The following is a 13,077-nucleotide window of genomic DNA, read 5'->3' on the forward strand; positions in this document are numbered from 1 at the left end:
CAGCCAGCTGGACTCGATCCGGATCCAATATGAAGACCGGATTGCAAATGCGGAAAATGACGAGGAGAAGAACGCGCTGACCGAGGAGCGCGACGGGAAGCTGGACGACATCCGGCAAAACTTCTCGGACGATGAGCATGTGGCCAAGAAAGTCCGGGCCGAAAAAGCGAAAGACATCGATCAATACATGTACCAGCTCAAGGAAAATATGAATTCATTTAGGGACACTGTTCGCCCGTTCTCCTATGAACTGACCGACACCGAGACCGGCAAAACGTACCGGAGCGGCAGCGTCGGCGAGAACTCGGTGTACCAGTGGGACTTCAACAAGGAAAACGGATACTTGCGGGCCTCGCAGCTCGCGGACGACCTCGATTACAGCGGGAACGTCGCCGGAATGATCCCCGACGAAGTAAGGACATTCGAAGGAGTCGTCACCGTGCCGGCTTCCGTGCTGAAAGACGCCTCGCAGAGAGTGTGGGACGGAGTCTACCACAACGAAGACACGCTCGCCTGGGGATACGCGCAGTTCAAGGCCGAACGGACCGCCTACTCGATCCTCTGGATTGCCGGCCTGCTCGCCGCGGTCCTGGCGCTCACCGTCTTCAAATTCCGGGCGGCGCCGTGGACGGACAACCCGCTCGTCGCCCGCTTCGGCCGGCTGCCGATCGACATTGCCGTCGCGGGCGCAGGGCTCGCCGCGATCGTCGGGCTGATGAGCAGCGAAGAACTGAGGGCGCGGTTCATGACGTTCGTCAGCAATCCCAATATCGGTTACCGGTTCGGCGAACTCTTCTACCAGTTCCAGTTGCTGCTTTACCTTCTCGCCTTTGCAACATTCGTCTTCATGGCCGTGAACCTGTACCGGCGATTCACCGAGCCGGGCCGGATCGAGCGCGACCTCGACGGGGCGTACATCCGCAAAGCGGCCGAGGATGCACGGCACTTCTTCCTGAACCGGAAGCTCGGCACGCAGGTGCTCATCCTGCTGGCCGTCGTCTTCCTGGCCGGCGTCGGATTCGGCGGGGCCGCGCTCATGCCGTATCTGTTCGCGGTCTGGCTGCCGCTGTTCGTGTTCATCGCGCTGCCGGTGCTGCTGCTCATGATCCGGCGGACCGGCTACCTCAACCGGATCATCGACTCGACCGGCCGGCTGGCTTCGGGCCGCTACGCGGAAGAAGTGCCGGTGAGCGGGAAGTCCGTGTTTGCCCGCCACGCCGCCGATCTGAACAAGCTGCGCGAAGGCGTCGAGCTGTCGATGTCCGAGCAGGCGAGGAGCGAGCGGCTGAAGACGGAGCTCATCACGAATGTGAGCCACGACCTCCGCACGCCGCTCACATCGATCATCACGTACACCGACCTGCTGAAGAATCCGGAACTGACGTCGGAGGAGCGGGCGGAGTATGTCGGGGTGCTCGACCGGAAGTCCCAGCGCCTGAAGACGCTCATCGACGACCTGTTCGACGTGTCGAAGATGGCGACCGGCAACATTGAACTCGACCGCCGCCGGGTGGACCTCGTCGAGCTCATCCGCCAGGCGATCGCCGAGCACAATGAAGAAATCACCGCGTCCGGCCTCGAGTTCCGGACGAACCTGGCGGACGGCCCGCTGCCGGCGTCCGTCGACGGACAGAAATGGTGGCGCGTCATCGACAACCTGCTCATGAACGCGCTGAAGTACTCGATGCCGGGCACGCGGGTGTACATCTCGCTCGACACGCTGCCGGGGCCGACGCCGGTATCGCCGCCCGACATCCGCTTCAGCATCAAAAACGTCTCCCGCTACGAACTCGGCGACAGCGCGGACGACCTGTTCGAACGCTTCAAGCGCGGCGACGCCTCCCGCCACACCGACGGCTCGGGCCTCGGCCTCGCCATCGCCCAATCGATCGTCGACCTCCACGGAGGCGCAATGACGATCGACCTCGACGGCGACCTGTTCAAAGTGACCGTCACCGTGCCGGGTGTTTAATGAAGGAATGGAAAAAGGAACTCCTGCCTGGTCGGGCGGGGGTTCCTTTTTGGTTTGGGTAGAGGGGGGTTCGTTTTGAGATGGAAGAGTTGCGCCTCGAGATGGAAGAGTTGGGCCTCGAAGTGGAAGAGTTGCGCCTCGAGATGGAAGAGTTGGACCTCGAAGTGGAAGAGTTCGCCTCCGAAGTGGAAGAGTTGCCCCTCCGCTTGCGGCATTCTCATCTCTTTCTTTTTGATGAAGGCCTGCAATGGGGAGGGTGTCATCATCCGATTGCGGCCTGCAAGAGCACCGGGAGCTGTTCCGGCAGCTCCCGCACATACATGATCCCCATGAAGAACAACCAGACGAGCAGCGGGATGAAGAGTGCGGAGAGCGGTTCGTGCCAGCGGTAACGCTGCTTTCGTCTCCGGAGCAGCCGGTCCGCCGCAAATCCGAGCAGTCCCGCCGCCGCGCCGTACCAGAGCAGGGGAAGGCCGAACACGGCATGGAGCAGGCCGGACAGCCACGGTTCCGCCTTCCGCTTCCCGGTCCGGGCGGCCAGTTTTCCGGCGATATAGTCCGCTGCCAGCGATGCGGGAACACCGTAGATGAGGATGACGGGGAAGCTGTACAGAAGATAAACCGGGATGCTCAGGGAAAACAGCCGTGCATAATCCAGACCGGAGCGGATGGCTTCGCCGAACGGGTTGGGCACAATCAGGCCGAGGAGGATCGCGTAGGCCGCCCCGGCCACGGAGGCCGCGATGATTTTTCGCCGGAAGGCCATGCCCCACGCCGTCATGCCGCCGCCTCGACAGGGCCGATGGTGGAATTCATTCTGAGATGGAAGAGTTGGGCCGCGAAATGGAAGAGTTGGCCCTCGAAGTGGAAGAGTTTCGCCTCGAAGTGGAAGAGTTGCCTCTCGAAGTGGAAGAGTTGCTCCTCCGACTCACACGTTTGCTGCATTTTCATTCTCATCCCCTCCTTTTCCTACGAGTATATCAGATAGGCGCCGATGATCAGGATGGCCAGGTCGGCCGCCATGTGGATGGTCCAGGACGGCAGGATCGTTCCGCCGCGTCCGTTCACGAGCTGGAAAAGGACGCCGCCCGCGGCGAGTCCGAGAACCGCGAGCAGGAGGATCGGCAGGCTGAACCATGGCAGGAAAATCGCCACATGGTACACTGCGAACAAGAGCGGCGGGATGATCAGGCCGAGCCGCGGCCGGCCGCGGAACTGCGCCGGCAGGATGCCGCGGAAAAAGAATTCCTCGAGCAGCGAATTGCCGAGCAGGATATAGAGGGCGACGAACGGGTAGACCGTCCCCGTCACGCCGACCCGGTCGGCGAGGTCGCCGACGAGTGCGTCCGTATCGATGAACGCGCGGAGAGCGATGAACGACCCGAATACGACCGCCATGACACCGGCTCCGAGGAGAATGGCCGTCTTCAGCCGTTTCGGATCCGTCTCCCGGAACCGGACGGCGTGCCGGGCTTCCCCGCGGAAAACGAGGAGGGGCAGGACGAGGAACAGGCCGATCTTCGCCGCGGTCTTCCATACGTAAGACACGCCGAGCCCCTGCTCGATCCACAATAAAACCGCAATCCCCGCAATCACCAGAACGAGTCCCCGCCGCATAACGCCACCCCCCTTTAATTTCATAAGACGAACGCCGGGGCGCAGAGTTTCCCGATGCCTTCGAAAGAAGCCGCCCGACCGGTTAGCAAACAGGCAACGGGGGTAAATTCAGATTAAGTAACCGGGAAAGAAGGAATGCCCATGTTCAAGAAGCGATGGCTGGATATCCCGGTCGGCTACCGGCGGCTGATCTTCCTGTCGGCGGCCACACTCGTGCTGATCGGCACGGCGATTGTCGGGTTCATGTTCCTGGAGGACTTGAGCTTCTTTGATTCGCTTTGGATGACGGTCATCTCCGTCATGACGATCGGGTACGGGGATATGTATCCGGTGACGGAGGATGGCAGGCGGTTTGCGCTGTTCCTCGTGCCTCTCGGCGCCGGGATCGTGACGTACGGCCTCGGCACCGCGGCTTCTTATTTGATTGAAAAACAGCTGTCGAAGAAAGTGTGGGAAAAACAGATGAACAACGAAATCGAGAAGTTGGAGGACCATATCATTCTCTGCGGATTCGGGCGTGTCGGGCAGCAGGTGTACCGCCAGCTCCGCGACCAGGACGAGGACGTCATGATCCTGTGCGTCCATGACAATGAAGAAGAACTGCTTGAAGTGGTCGACCGGGGGACGCTGCGGCTGATCGGGGATCCGACCGACCATGAGATCCTCGAGAAAGCCCGGATCAAACAGGCCCGCGGGCTCATCACGGCGCTCGGCTCCGATGCGGATAATGTGTTCATCACGCTCACGGCCAAGGGCATGCACGAGGACCTGAAAGTAGCGGCGCGCGCCGAGAAGGACGGTTCCGAAGAAGTGCTGCTGCGCGCGGGCGCTTCCCGGGTCATCAATCCGTCGAATCTCGGCGGCCGCGAACTCGCCATGTCGGTCCTGAAACCCGCCGGCACCGATTACATCAACAATCTAATGCGCGCCGACAAAAAGGATTTTGTCGTCGGGGAGACCCGCCTCACCCCGGATTCGCCGCTTCTCGGAAAATCACTCGAGGAATCCCATCTCCGCCGGGACTACGGATTCACGCTCCTTGCGATCATGCGGGGGGATGAAGTGATCAGCAACCCCGAACTGGACATGACGTTCGAGGAAGCCGACACCCTCCTCGTCGTCGGCGACGATGACTGCATCCGGGACCTCAACGAACGGGTCGGCGGCAGCACGCCGGAGATGGAGGAACAGGAGATTAATAAAAACCCGGAATGGGGGAATTGACCTCACTCCAAAACGCCCAAGACGATCGCCGCAACCAAAATGTTTACCAACCGCCGAATGTAGGAATAGTCAAGCAAGATTAGTATTCTACAAAAACAGGAGGTTGGCAGCATGCTGGATGGGTGGAATTACAACCGGTATCTGGACTGGATTCCGGATATACTTTTGGGGCTCGTTGTCCTGATCGTCGGTTTCATTATCGCGAAAATTTTGGAGAACGTCGTACACAAGGCACTTCGAAAGGGCCGTCTTGATGAACGGGTCAACATGACGAAGGACAAGACGAAATGGACCCCGACGCGGATCATTTCGAAGGTCGTCTTCTGGGGCGTCCTGCTTCTTGCGTTCCTGATCTTCTTCAACATGGTGAACATGGGCGCGGTCGCCCAGCCGTTCGGTGAAATCTTCGCAGGCTTCGCCGGACTCGTAAAGGGCGTCATCAAGGCAGGCCTCATCCTGCTCGTCGCATGGGTCCTCGCCACGCTTGCGAAAAAAGGCATCCAGATGCTCGGCGGCAAGGTGAACCTCAATAAAGTCCTGTCGAAGACCGGGCAGGAACCGGCGGATGTGAACAAGTCCAAGTGGGTGGACACGGCGGCGAACGTCGTCTTCTACCTGATCCTTCTCCTGTTCATCCCGGCGATCCTGAGCGCCCTGAACCTTCGGGGCATCAGCGGTCCGTTTGAAGGATTGCTCAACGGCTTCATGAACTTCATCCCGAACCTCATCGGCGCGGCGCTCATCTTTGCGGTTGGCTATCTCGTCGCCAAGATTGTCCGCGACATCCTGACGAAGTTCCTCGAAGCGGCAGGGCTGAACAAACTCGCCCAGCGCATGCACATCTCGGATTATGTGAAGGGGACGAGCCTCGCGAAAGCGGTCGGCACGATCGTCTTCATCCTGATCATGATTCCGGTCGCCATCTCGGCGCTTGAAACACTGAACATCCGCGGCATTTCGGATCCGGCGATCGCGATGCTAAATGACATCCTCACGATGATCCCGAACATCGCCGTCGCGGTCCTGCTCATCCTTGCGGGCGTGTTCCTCGCCAAGTGGCTCAAAGGCGTTGTCGTGTCCCTTCTTGACAACCTCGGCCTGAACTCGCTTGCCGGCAAGATGGGCATGAAAAATTCCGGCAGCGGATCGTTCTCGATTTCGAACATCATCGGAACGATCGTCCAGATCATTGTCATCGTCATGTTCGTTTCGGAAGCTCTCCAGGTCGTGAACCTGGCGTTCATGACCGGGCTCGCCACGGCCATCTTCGCTTACTTGCCGATGGTCATCGCGGCGGTCATCATCCTCGCCGTCGGCTTCTGGCTCGCGAACCTGGCGGAACGGTTTGTCGGCAGCATCCTGAAGAGCTCGACGGGCGAACCGAGCGTACTCCGGTATGTCGCCAAGTATGCGATTCTCGCATTCTCCTTCTTCATGGCGATCAGCCAGCTCGGCATCGCACCGATGATCATCAACACGGCATTCCTGCTCATCCTCGGCGGCCTCGCGCTCGCATTCGGCCTTGCATTCGGCCTCGGCGGACGTGAACATGCATCCCGCTATCTGTCGAAGATGGAAACGAGCATTCAGCAGACCGAAGTGACGAAATCCGACTGGGAACAGGAAAAGCAGCAGATGAAAGCAGAAACCGAACAGGCCAAGCATCAGGCCAAGCAAGGCGTTCAGCAGTCAAAACGTGAAGCCCGCGAAACGAAACAGGATATCAAACACGAGGCGCAGCGGAGCGCAGAACGCGGCAAGGATCGCGCAACGGGTATGTCCGGCGCCAATCCGGCCGATACTGGAATCACGGGCGGCACCGAACCGGGCCGTTACGACTCCGGCATCGACGACGCCAACTTCACCCGCCCGCTCGACCAAGGGGAAGGAGAAGACGACCATGGACAAAGACCATAAGAATTATCCGAACAAACGCGACTATGACCCGCAGCGCGGCGACCGCAACGAAGGTGAACTGCCGCTCGCGGACCCGTCCGACTCGGACCACACCCACGAGTTCCGGGAAAACGCCAATGATCAGACCGGCAAGAACGATGAATCCGCATTCGGTGAAAATGAAGACAAGCAGCGCAACCAGCAGCAATCCGACAAGGGCTACAACGCCCATGCCCCGAACGAAGAGTTCCCGGGCAAGCCGGAGTGACTTGAATGAACGACGAACCGCCGTCCCGTGGAGGGGCGGCGGTTTGTTCGTAGGTTTTGCGGCCGGGCATTTCATTTCATTTTCCTGCTTGGCTCGGAGACAATGGGGGAGAAGACAAAAGACGACAGGGGGAGAATTGAATTGTCAGCGATTGAACAAATGAAACTTGCCCGCGGCTACACGCTCGGGCAACTGGAGAAACTGGACGGCGCGGACTGGGACGCCCGGCCGGACGGCTTCAACAACAACGTCCGCTGGAACGCCGGCCACATCTTCGTCTCGCAGGAAGGATTCACGAAGGCGATCGTGCCGGACTATGAGATCCGGAAACTGGAATGGAACGCCCTGTTCGGGATGGGGACAAAACCGGCCGACTGGTCCGGCGACGTCCCGTCGAACGAAGAACTGATAGACGCACTGAAGGAACAGACAAGCCGCATCGCCGAAGCCCTGGAAGGGAAACTCGACCGGCCGCTCGCCAAGCCGATGACCATCGGCGGACGCCAGCTCACAACCGGCGACGACCTCGTCCAGCTCACCGCCTGGCACGAAGGCATCCACTCCGGCATCCTGAACGCCTTCGCCCATATCCTGCGCAAATGAAAAAAGGCTGCCTGCGGGCGGCCTTTTTTGTATGTAAGGGATTCGGAGCGGCAGAGGATGGCTCCGATCACACTCAGGCCCTCTCGGATGACATTCAGGCCTCCTGCGATAACACTCGCGTCTTCTCCGATGACACTCGCGCCCTCTCGGAGTCACACTCGCGCCCTCTCGGATCACACTCGAGCCCGCTCCGATCACACTCGGGCCCACCCCACTCACTCCTCCCCGCCATCCCCCCGCCGTTTCGACCACATCATGATCAGTCCGCCGGCGATTCCGAGGATGGCGATGATGACGACCATTTTCCAGCGGAGGGCGAGGGCGGGGAAGACGAGGTTCATGATGATGATGACGGCGATGACGAAAATCAACGCGAACGGGACGAGCGCGGAATTCTGCTTCATTAAATACACGACCTTCCATACTGATCATCGGCCGGACCGCCGGTATCCCCCCGGCCGCTTGGCGGCGACGAGGCGGATTCAAAAGCGCCGTCCGGCCTGCTGTCTCTTCTTATTCTACCAGTCCGTTCTGGTAAGCATAGACCGCAGCCTGGGTGCGGTCGTCGACTTCGAGTTTGGAGAGGATGTTGGAGACGTGGGTTTTGACGGTTTTGAGCGCGATGAACAATTCGTCGGCGATGTCCTGGTTTGTCCTGCCTTTGGCGATGAGGAGCAGGATTTCCGTCTCGCGGGCGGTGAGTTCGTCGTGCAGCGCCCGTTCGCCGCCGCGCATGCGCTGCATCATTTTCGTCGTCACTTCGGGCTCGAGGACGGTCCGGCCGCCGAGGGTTTCCCGGATGGCGTCGGCGATCCGCTGGGCCTTCGACGTTTTCAAAATATAGCTGACCGCGCCGGCCTCGAGCGCCGGATACACTTTGTCGTCGTCGAGAAAGCTCGTGACGACCATGATCTTCGCGTCCGGCCACTCGCGGATAATGGCGGCCGTCGCCTCGGCGCCGTTCATCTCGGGCATCACCATGTCCATCAGGATGATGTCCGGCCGCAGCCGCAGCGCCAGCTCCACCGCTTCCCGGCCGTTCGCCGCCTCGCCGACGACCTCCATGTCGGGCTGCACCTGCAGGAACGCCGACACCCCGACCCGCACCATTTCATGATCATCCGCCAGCATCACCCGGATCATCGCGATCCCTCCGTTTCATTTTTGATAAGAAGTTCCATCCGGTCCCCGCCGCCGGACGTGCCGCCTGACCCGCCGGATTCCGCCCCGTCCGTTCCCGGTATATCCGGGCGAGGGGTGGAAGGCAGCTTCACTTCGATGATCGTTCCCTGGGACGGGACGGAGACGATCTTGCACGTGCCGCCGATTTCGACGGCGCGCTCGCGGACGTTCCGCAGTCCGTAAGAGCCGGTTTTGCCGTTGCCGTCCTTGAATCCGACGCCGTTGTCCTGGACGCGGAAGATGGCGAGGCCGTCCCGCTCGACGAACAGGACGTCGAGTTCGGTCGCGTTCGCGTGCCGGAGCGCGTTCGACAGTGTTTCCTGGGCGATCCGGAACAGATGGTCCTCGGCGCCTTTTGAGAGCTCGACGTCTTCGATGCGCCCGCGGATCGTGAAGTGGACTTTTTCGCTCAGCTCCCGGAGCAGTTCGCGGAGGCCGTCCGACAGTGATTTGTCGTTGAGTGCGGCCGGCCGCAGGTGGAGGAGCAGCGCCCGCATCTCGACCTGCGCCTGCTGGACGGTTTTTTCCACTTGTTCGAGCGCCTTTGAAGGGGCGCCCTGTTCGAGCCGTTCTTTTTCGGCCATCGCGGACAGGAGCATCGAGGCGGCGAACAGCTGCTGGGAGACGGAGTCGTGCAGTTCGCGGGCGAGCCGCTGCCTTTCCTGCACGAGGCGTTCCTGGACGAGCTGTTCCTCGGTTTCGGCCCGTTCGTCCGAGATCTGTTTCAGCCGTTCGCGCTGGGTGCCGATGAGCGCCTCGACGTCTGCGAGTGCACGCGCGGTGTTTTTCGGAAGGGCGGCTGCCGGTTCTTCCGGATGGCGGCCGCCCGCAACCGAGGCGAGCCGGCGTTCGACCGTCTTTCCGGCCGTGCGGACGAGCAGCGACGACCAGGCGGCGAGGCACCACCCGAGCGCGAGTGCGACCGCGAAGATCCAGACGGCCGGCGGCATGCCGAACCGCTCGTCTTCGATGAGCGGCATCCACGTGCGTTCTGCCGGATAGCCGAGGAGGAGGAATGTGACCCCGACCGCAATGAGCAGGAACAGGACGGACAGCAGGAGCCCGCGCGTGATGAGCGATTTCATTTGCGCGACACCTCCACGTCCCCGAACCAGGTCGCCACCGTGATGATGAGCTCTGACGCCGGCCGATCTTCCTGGCCGTAGCCGTCTTTCATATGAAGCTGTTCATTGACAAGCCGGCTCCGGTGCTTGCCGAACAGCCGGGAATCGCCGAGCAGCGTCGTGTAATGGACGCGCACCGGGATTTCATACGGCACGTCGATCCGGATTTTTCCGATTCCCTGCCGGACTGAAATGAAGGACGTGCCTTTTGGCAGCACCGTTTCCGTCACGTCGATGTGCAGGTCGCCGAACAGGCCCTGGATGTGGAGGTCCTCCCATTCATATGCGGAAAACGGCGTCGACTGGACGGAAAACAGGCGATTGCGAAGGATGCCGTTCGGCGTTTCCGCGCGCATTTCGCGGAGCGGACGCGTGATCTCCTCGGACGGCACGCCTTTCCAGAGCTGATAAACGATATAGGCGAGGACGCCGAACACGAGCAGCCGCAGGCTCCAGAGCGAAAACAGCGCGATGCCGAAGAAAAACACCCCGGTCCAGAGAATCCACTTCTGGCGCTGGCGGAATCCGTAATAGGCAAAGCCGCCGCCGAGCAGCGCAAAGATGATGCTGCCGTTGTGGGCAAACACCGTCTCCGCAAACACAAGCAGCAAAAAGCCGATCAGGATGAATCTGAGTTGGTCGGTCGTCAGCCGATTCATGGGTGTCTCCTCCTTCCGGGGCGGGGTTCGAATGGGTGGGTGTCAAGATTCCATTGGTGAATGTCAAAATTCCGGTGGCAGGTGTCAACTTTCCCGGGCCGAGTGTCAACTTCCCGGCCGGCATCCGCCCATTTCGCATTCATGAGAAGAAAGGAAGCGGGACGCCGCCCCCTTCCTTAGTGTACAAAACTCTACGGCGGATGTCGCCGTCAGACGGATTCCTTCTCGCATTCTTCAATGATGGTGAGCGCATCGAGCCGGCGCTCCATCGAGGACCGGTCCGCTTCGGGCTGCGGCTGCTTCCGGCCGGCGAGTCCGTCGATGTATTCCTGCATCTCGCCGTAGGATGCGAGCGAGCCGTTGTCTTCCGGCCGGATGACCGCATCCATCCGGCGGTGGGCGCGGGTCGCGTTTTCCTTGCCCATGAGCTGGAGCTNTTCTGCCGGATAGCCGAGGAGGAGGAATGTGACCCCGACCGCAATGAGCAGGAACAGGACGGACAGCAGGAGCCCGCGCGTGATGAGCGATTTCATTTGCGCGACACCTCCACGTCCCCGAACCAGGTCGCCACCGTGATGATGAGCTCTGACGCCGGCCGATCTTCCTGGCCGTAGCCGTCTTTCATATGAAGCTGTTCATTGACAAGCCGGCTCCGGTGCTTGCCGAACAGCCGGGAATCGCCGAGCAGCGTCGTGTAATGGACGCGCACCGGGATTTCATACGGCACGTCGATCCGGATTTTTCCGATTCCCTGCCGGACTGAAATGAAGGACGTGCCTTTTGGCAGCACCGTTTCCGTCACGTCGATGTGCAGGTCGCCGAACAGGCCCTGGATGTGGAGGTCCTCCCATTCATATGCGGAAAACGGCGTCGACTGGACGGAAAACAGGCGATTGCGAAGGATGCCGTTCGGCGTTTCCGCGCGCATTTCGCGGAGCGGACGCGTGATCTCCTCGGACGGCACGCCTTTCCAGAGCTGATAAACGATATAGGCGAGGACGCCGAACACGAGCAGCCGCAGGCTCCAGAGCGAAAACAGCGCGATGCCGAAGAAAAACACCCCGGTCCAGAGAATCCACTTCTGGCGCTGGCGGAATCCGTAATAGGCAAAGCCGCCGCCGAGCAGCGCAAAGATGATGCTGCCGTTGTGGGCAAACACCGTCTCCGCAAACACAAGCAGCAAAAAGCCGATCAGGATGAATCTGAGTTGGTCGGTCGTCAGCCGATTCATGGGTGTCTCCTCCTTCCGGGGCGGGGTTCGAATGGGTGGGTGTCAAGATTCCATTGGTGAATGTCAAAATTCCGGTGGCAGGTGTCAACTTTCCCGGGCCGAGTGTCAACTTCCCGGCCGGCATCCGCCCATTTCGCATTCATGAGAAGAAAGGAAGCGGGACGCCGCCCCCTTCCTTAGTGTACAAAACTCTACGGCGGATGTCGCCGTCAGACGGATTCCTTCTCGCATTCTTCAATGATGGTGAGCGCATCGAGCCGGCGCTCCATCGAGGACCGGTCCGCTTCGGGCTGCGGCTGCTTCCGGCCGGCGAGTCCGTCGATGTATTCCTGCATCTCGCCGTAGGATGCGAGCGAGCCGTTGTCTTCCGGCCGGATGACCGCATCCATCCGGCGGTGGGCGCGGGTCGCGTTTTCCTTGCCCATGAGCTGGAGCTGGCGGACTTTCATGTCTTTCACTTTGTGCTTCATTTCTTCGTATTTCCGCTCAAGCGCCAGCAGCTCACGGTCGGTGTCGAGGATCGAGTTTTCCAATTCGCCGACGCGCGTGCCGTACGCCTTCACTTCATCGCGAGCGAATGCGGCGAGGTCTTCTTCGCCGGCCTTTTCCGCGAGCTCGAGCTGGCCGCGCCGTTTTTCAAGCATGGCAGCCGCTTCCTGCCGCTCCTTTTCCAGCTCCTGCTTCAGCTTTCCTTGCCGGTCGAGCAGCTTGCCGGTCGCATCGGTCTGCTTTTCCGCCGCACGGATATATTCGTTCAGAAGCGCGATCGGGTTGTGCTGCTCCTTCTTGTCGAGCAGATCGTGCAGGTCGGCCTGCACGGTGTATTTGATCCGGTTCCAGATTGAGTTCATCGGGGATTCCTCCTTTGGGGTCGGGTGGACGGGTGCGTGCCCGTCCTGAGTTACTTCGTCAGTTTGTTCCATTCGCGCTCGAAGTTGTCGAACGGGTCGTCGGATGCGCCGAGGATGTCGGGGTTCCGGTCGTTCCATTTATGGTAGACATACCAGAGACCCGCAATCGCGATCAGGCCGATGAACGCCGGAATGTTGCCGATCGCGCTCAGGGCGCCGATGACGCCGAGCGCCGCCCAGCAGAACCGACCGAAACCGCTCTCGCTCTTCCGGTAGAAATGCCAGCCCGCATACATGACGGCCGCCGAAATCGCGAGGCCGATGATCGCTCCGAGGTTCGCCAGCACCGTGATGCCCGCGATGATGCCAATGGTGATGAGAAGAAACTTCTTCAATGTTGCCGCCTCCTTTCGTTGTATCTCTATTGTAGGACGGCCCCCGTTAAAACCG

General features: G+C 60.5%; 15 protein-coding genes. 5 read left to right on the forward strand and 10 right to left on the reverse strand.

The annotated features are described in order from the left end of the window. On the forward strand, positions 1-1,972 hold a 1,972-nt coding region (locus BN1189_RS06390; RefSeq protein WP_040226655.1), incomplete at its 5' end, for a sensor histidine kinase. A gap of 262 nt (positions 1,973-2,234) precedes the next feature. Here BN1189_RS06390 and BN1189_RS06400 read toward each other — a convergent pair. Genes BN1189_RS06400 through BN1189_RS06405 form a run of 3 tightly spaced genes read right to left on the reverse strand, consistent with a single transcriptional unit; the run spans position 2,235 to position 3,589 of the window. Continuing rightward, positions 2,235-2,738, reverse strand: a complete 504-nt coding sequence (locus tag BN1189_RS06400; RefSeq protein WP_069201957.1) for a hypothetical protein — start codon at positions 2,736-2,738, stop codon at positions 2,235-2,237. Positions 2,739-2,749: 11 nt separating this feature from the next. Further along, the gene (locus tag BN1189_RS16020) at positions 2,750-2,923 is read right to left on the reverse strand and encodes a hypothetical protein (RefSeq protein ID WP_179860922.1); all 174 of its coding nucleotides are present in this window, start codon (positions 2,921-2,923) and stop codon (positions 2,750-2,752) included. Between the two features lie 18 nt (positions 2,924-2,941). Further along, positions 2,942-3,589 (reverse strand): CPBP family intramembrane glutamic endopeptidase, encoded by a 648-nt coding sequence (locus tag BN1189_RS06405; RefSeq protein WP_052455684.1) that lies wholly within the window; start codon positions 3,587-3,589, stop codon positions 2,942-2,944. A gap of 141 nt (positions 3,590-3,730) precedes the next feature. On the opposite strand from BN1189_RS06405, the gene BN1189_RS06410 reads away from it, so the two are divergent. From BN1189_RS06410 to BN1189_RS06425, 4 genes are all read left to right on the forward strand, one after another. After that, positions 3,731-4,813: a potassium channel family protein gene (locus tag BN1189_RS06410; RefSeq protein ID WP_052455685.1), complete on the forward strand. Its 1,083-nt coding sequence runs from the start codon at positions 3,731-3,733 to the stop codon at positions 4,811-4,813. A gap of 111 nt (positions 4,814-4,924) precedes the next feature. Continuing rightward, positions 4,925-6,730, forward strand: a complete 1,806-nt coding sequence (locus tag BN1189_RS06415; RefSeq protein WP_052455686.1) for a mechanosensitive ion channel — start codon at positions 4,925-4,927, stop codon at positions 6,728-6,730. Further along, positions 6,714-6,977, forward strand: coding sequence for a hypothetical protein (locus tag BN1189_RS06420; protein ID WP_040226657.1), 264 nt, complete (start codon positions 6,714-6,716; stop codon positions 6,975-6,977). The genes BN1189_RS06415 and BN1189_RS06420 overlap by 17 nt, the downstream gene beginning before the upstream one ends. 141 nt (positions 6,978-7,118) lie before the next feature. Beyond that, the gene (locus tag BN1189_RS06425; RefSeq protein ID WP_052455687.1) at positions 7,119-7,580 is read left to right on the forward strand and encodes a DinB family protein; all 462 of its coding nucleotides are present in this window, start codon (positions 7,119-7,121) and stop codon (positions 7,578-7,580) included. A 215-nt stretch (positions 7,581-7,795) separates the two neighbouring features. On the opposite strand, the gene BN1189_RS06430 is transcribed toward BN1189_RS06425, so the two are convergent. The 7 genes from BN1189_RS06430 to BN1189_RS06465 all read right to left on the reverse strand — a co-directional run bounded on the left by BN1189_RS06430 (position 7,796) and on the right by BN1189_RS06465 (position 13,022). Continuing rightward, positions 7,796-7,984 carry a hypothetical protein gene (locus BN1189_RS06430; RefSeq protein WP_040226659.1) on the reverse strand — a complete coding sequence of 63 codons (189 nt, stop codon included), beginning with the start codon at positions 7,982-7,984 and terminating at the stop codon, positions 7,796-7,798. A 109-nt stretch (positions 7,985-8,093) separates the two neighbouring features. Further along, positions 8,094-8,723, reverse strand: coding sequence for a response regulator (locus BN1189_RS06435; RefSeq protein ID WP_040226661.1), 630 nt, complete (start codon positions 8,721-8,723; stop codon positions 8,094-8,096). After that, a complete protein-coding gene (locus BN1189_RS06440) occupies positions 8,720-9,847 on the reverse strand; it encodes a sensor histidine kinase (RefSeq protein ID WP_082194161.1) in 1,128 nt (375 codons plus the stop codon). The genes BN1189_RS06435 and BN1189_RS06440 overlap by 4 nt, the downstream gene beginning before the upstream one ends. After that, a complete protein-coding gene (gene liaF / locus BN1189_RS06445; protein WP_040226662.1) occupies positions 9,844-10,545 on the reverse strand; it encodes a cell wall-active antibiotics response protein LiaF in 702 nt (233 codons plus the stop codon). Before liaF (BN1189_RS06445) ends, BN1189_RS06440 begins: the two co-directional genes overlap by 4 nt. Before the next feature lie 529 nt (positions 10,546-11,074). Beyond that, the gene (gene liaF, locus BN1189_RS06455) at positions 11,075-11,776 is read right to left on the reverse strand and encodes a cell wall-active antibiotics response protein LiaF (protein WP_040226662.1); all 702 of its coding nucleotides are present in this window, start codon (positions 11,774-11,776) and stop codon (positions 11,075-11,077) included. Between the two features lie 209 nt (positions 11,777-11,985). Further along, on the reverse strand, positions 11,986-12,627 hold the full coding sequence (locus tag BN1189_RS06460) for a PspA/IM30 family protein (RefSeq protein WP_040226663.1): 642 nt from the start codon (positions 12,625-12,627) through the stop codon (positions 11,986-11,988). A 50-nt stretch (positions 12,628-12,677) separates the two neighbouring features. After that, positions 12,678-13,022 carry a lmo0954 family membrane protein gene (locus BN1189_RS06465; protein WP_040226664.1) on the reverse strand — a complete coding sequence of 115 codons (345 nt, stop codon included), beginning with the start codon at positions 13,020-13,022 and terminating at the stop codon, positions 12,678-12,680. Positions 13,023-13,077: the final 55 nt, after the last annotated feature.

It is taken from the genome of Bhargavaea cecembensis, assembly GCF_000826125.2.
Classification (GTDB): domain Bacteria; phylum Bacillota; class Bacilli; order Bacillales_A; family Planococcaceae; genus Bhargavaea; species Bhargavaea cecembensis_B.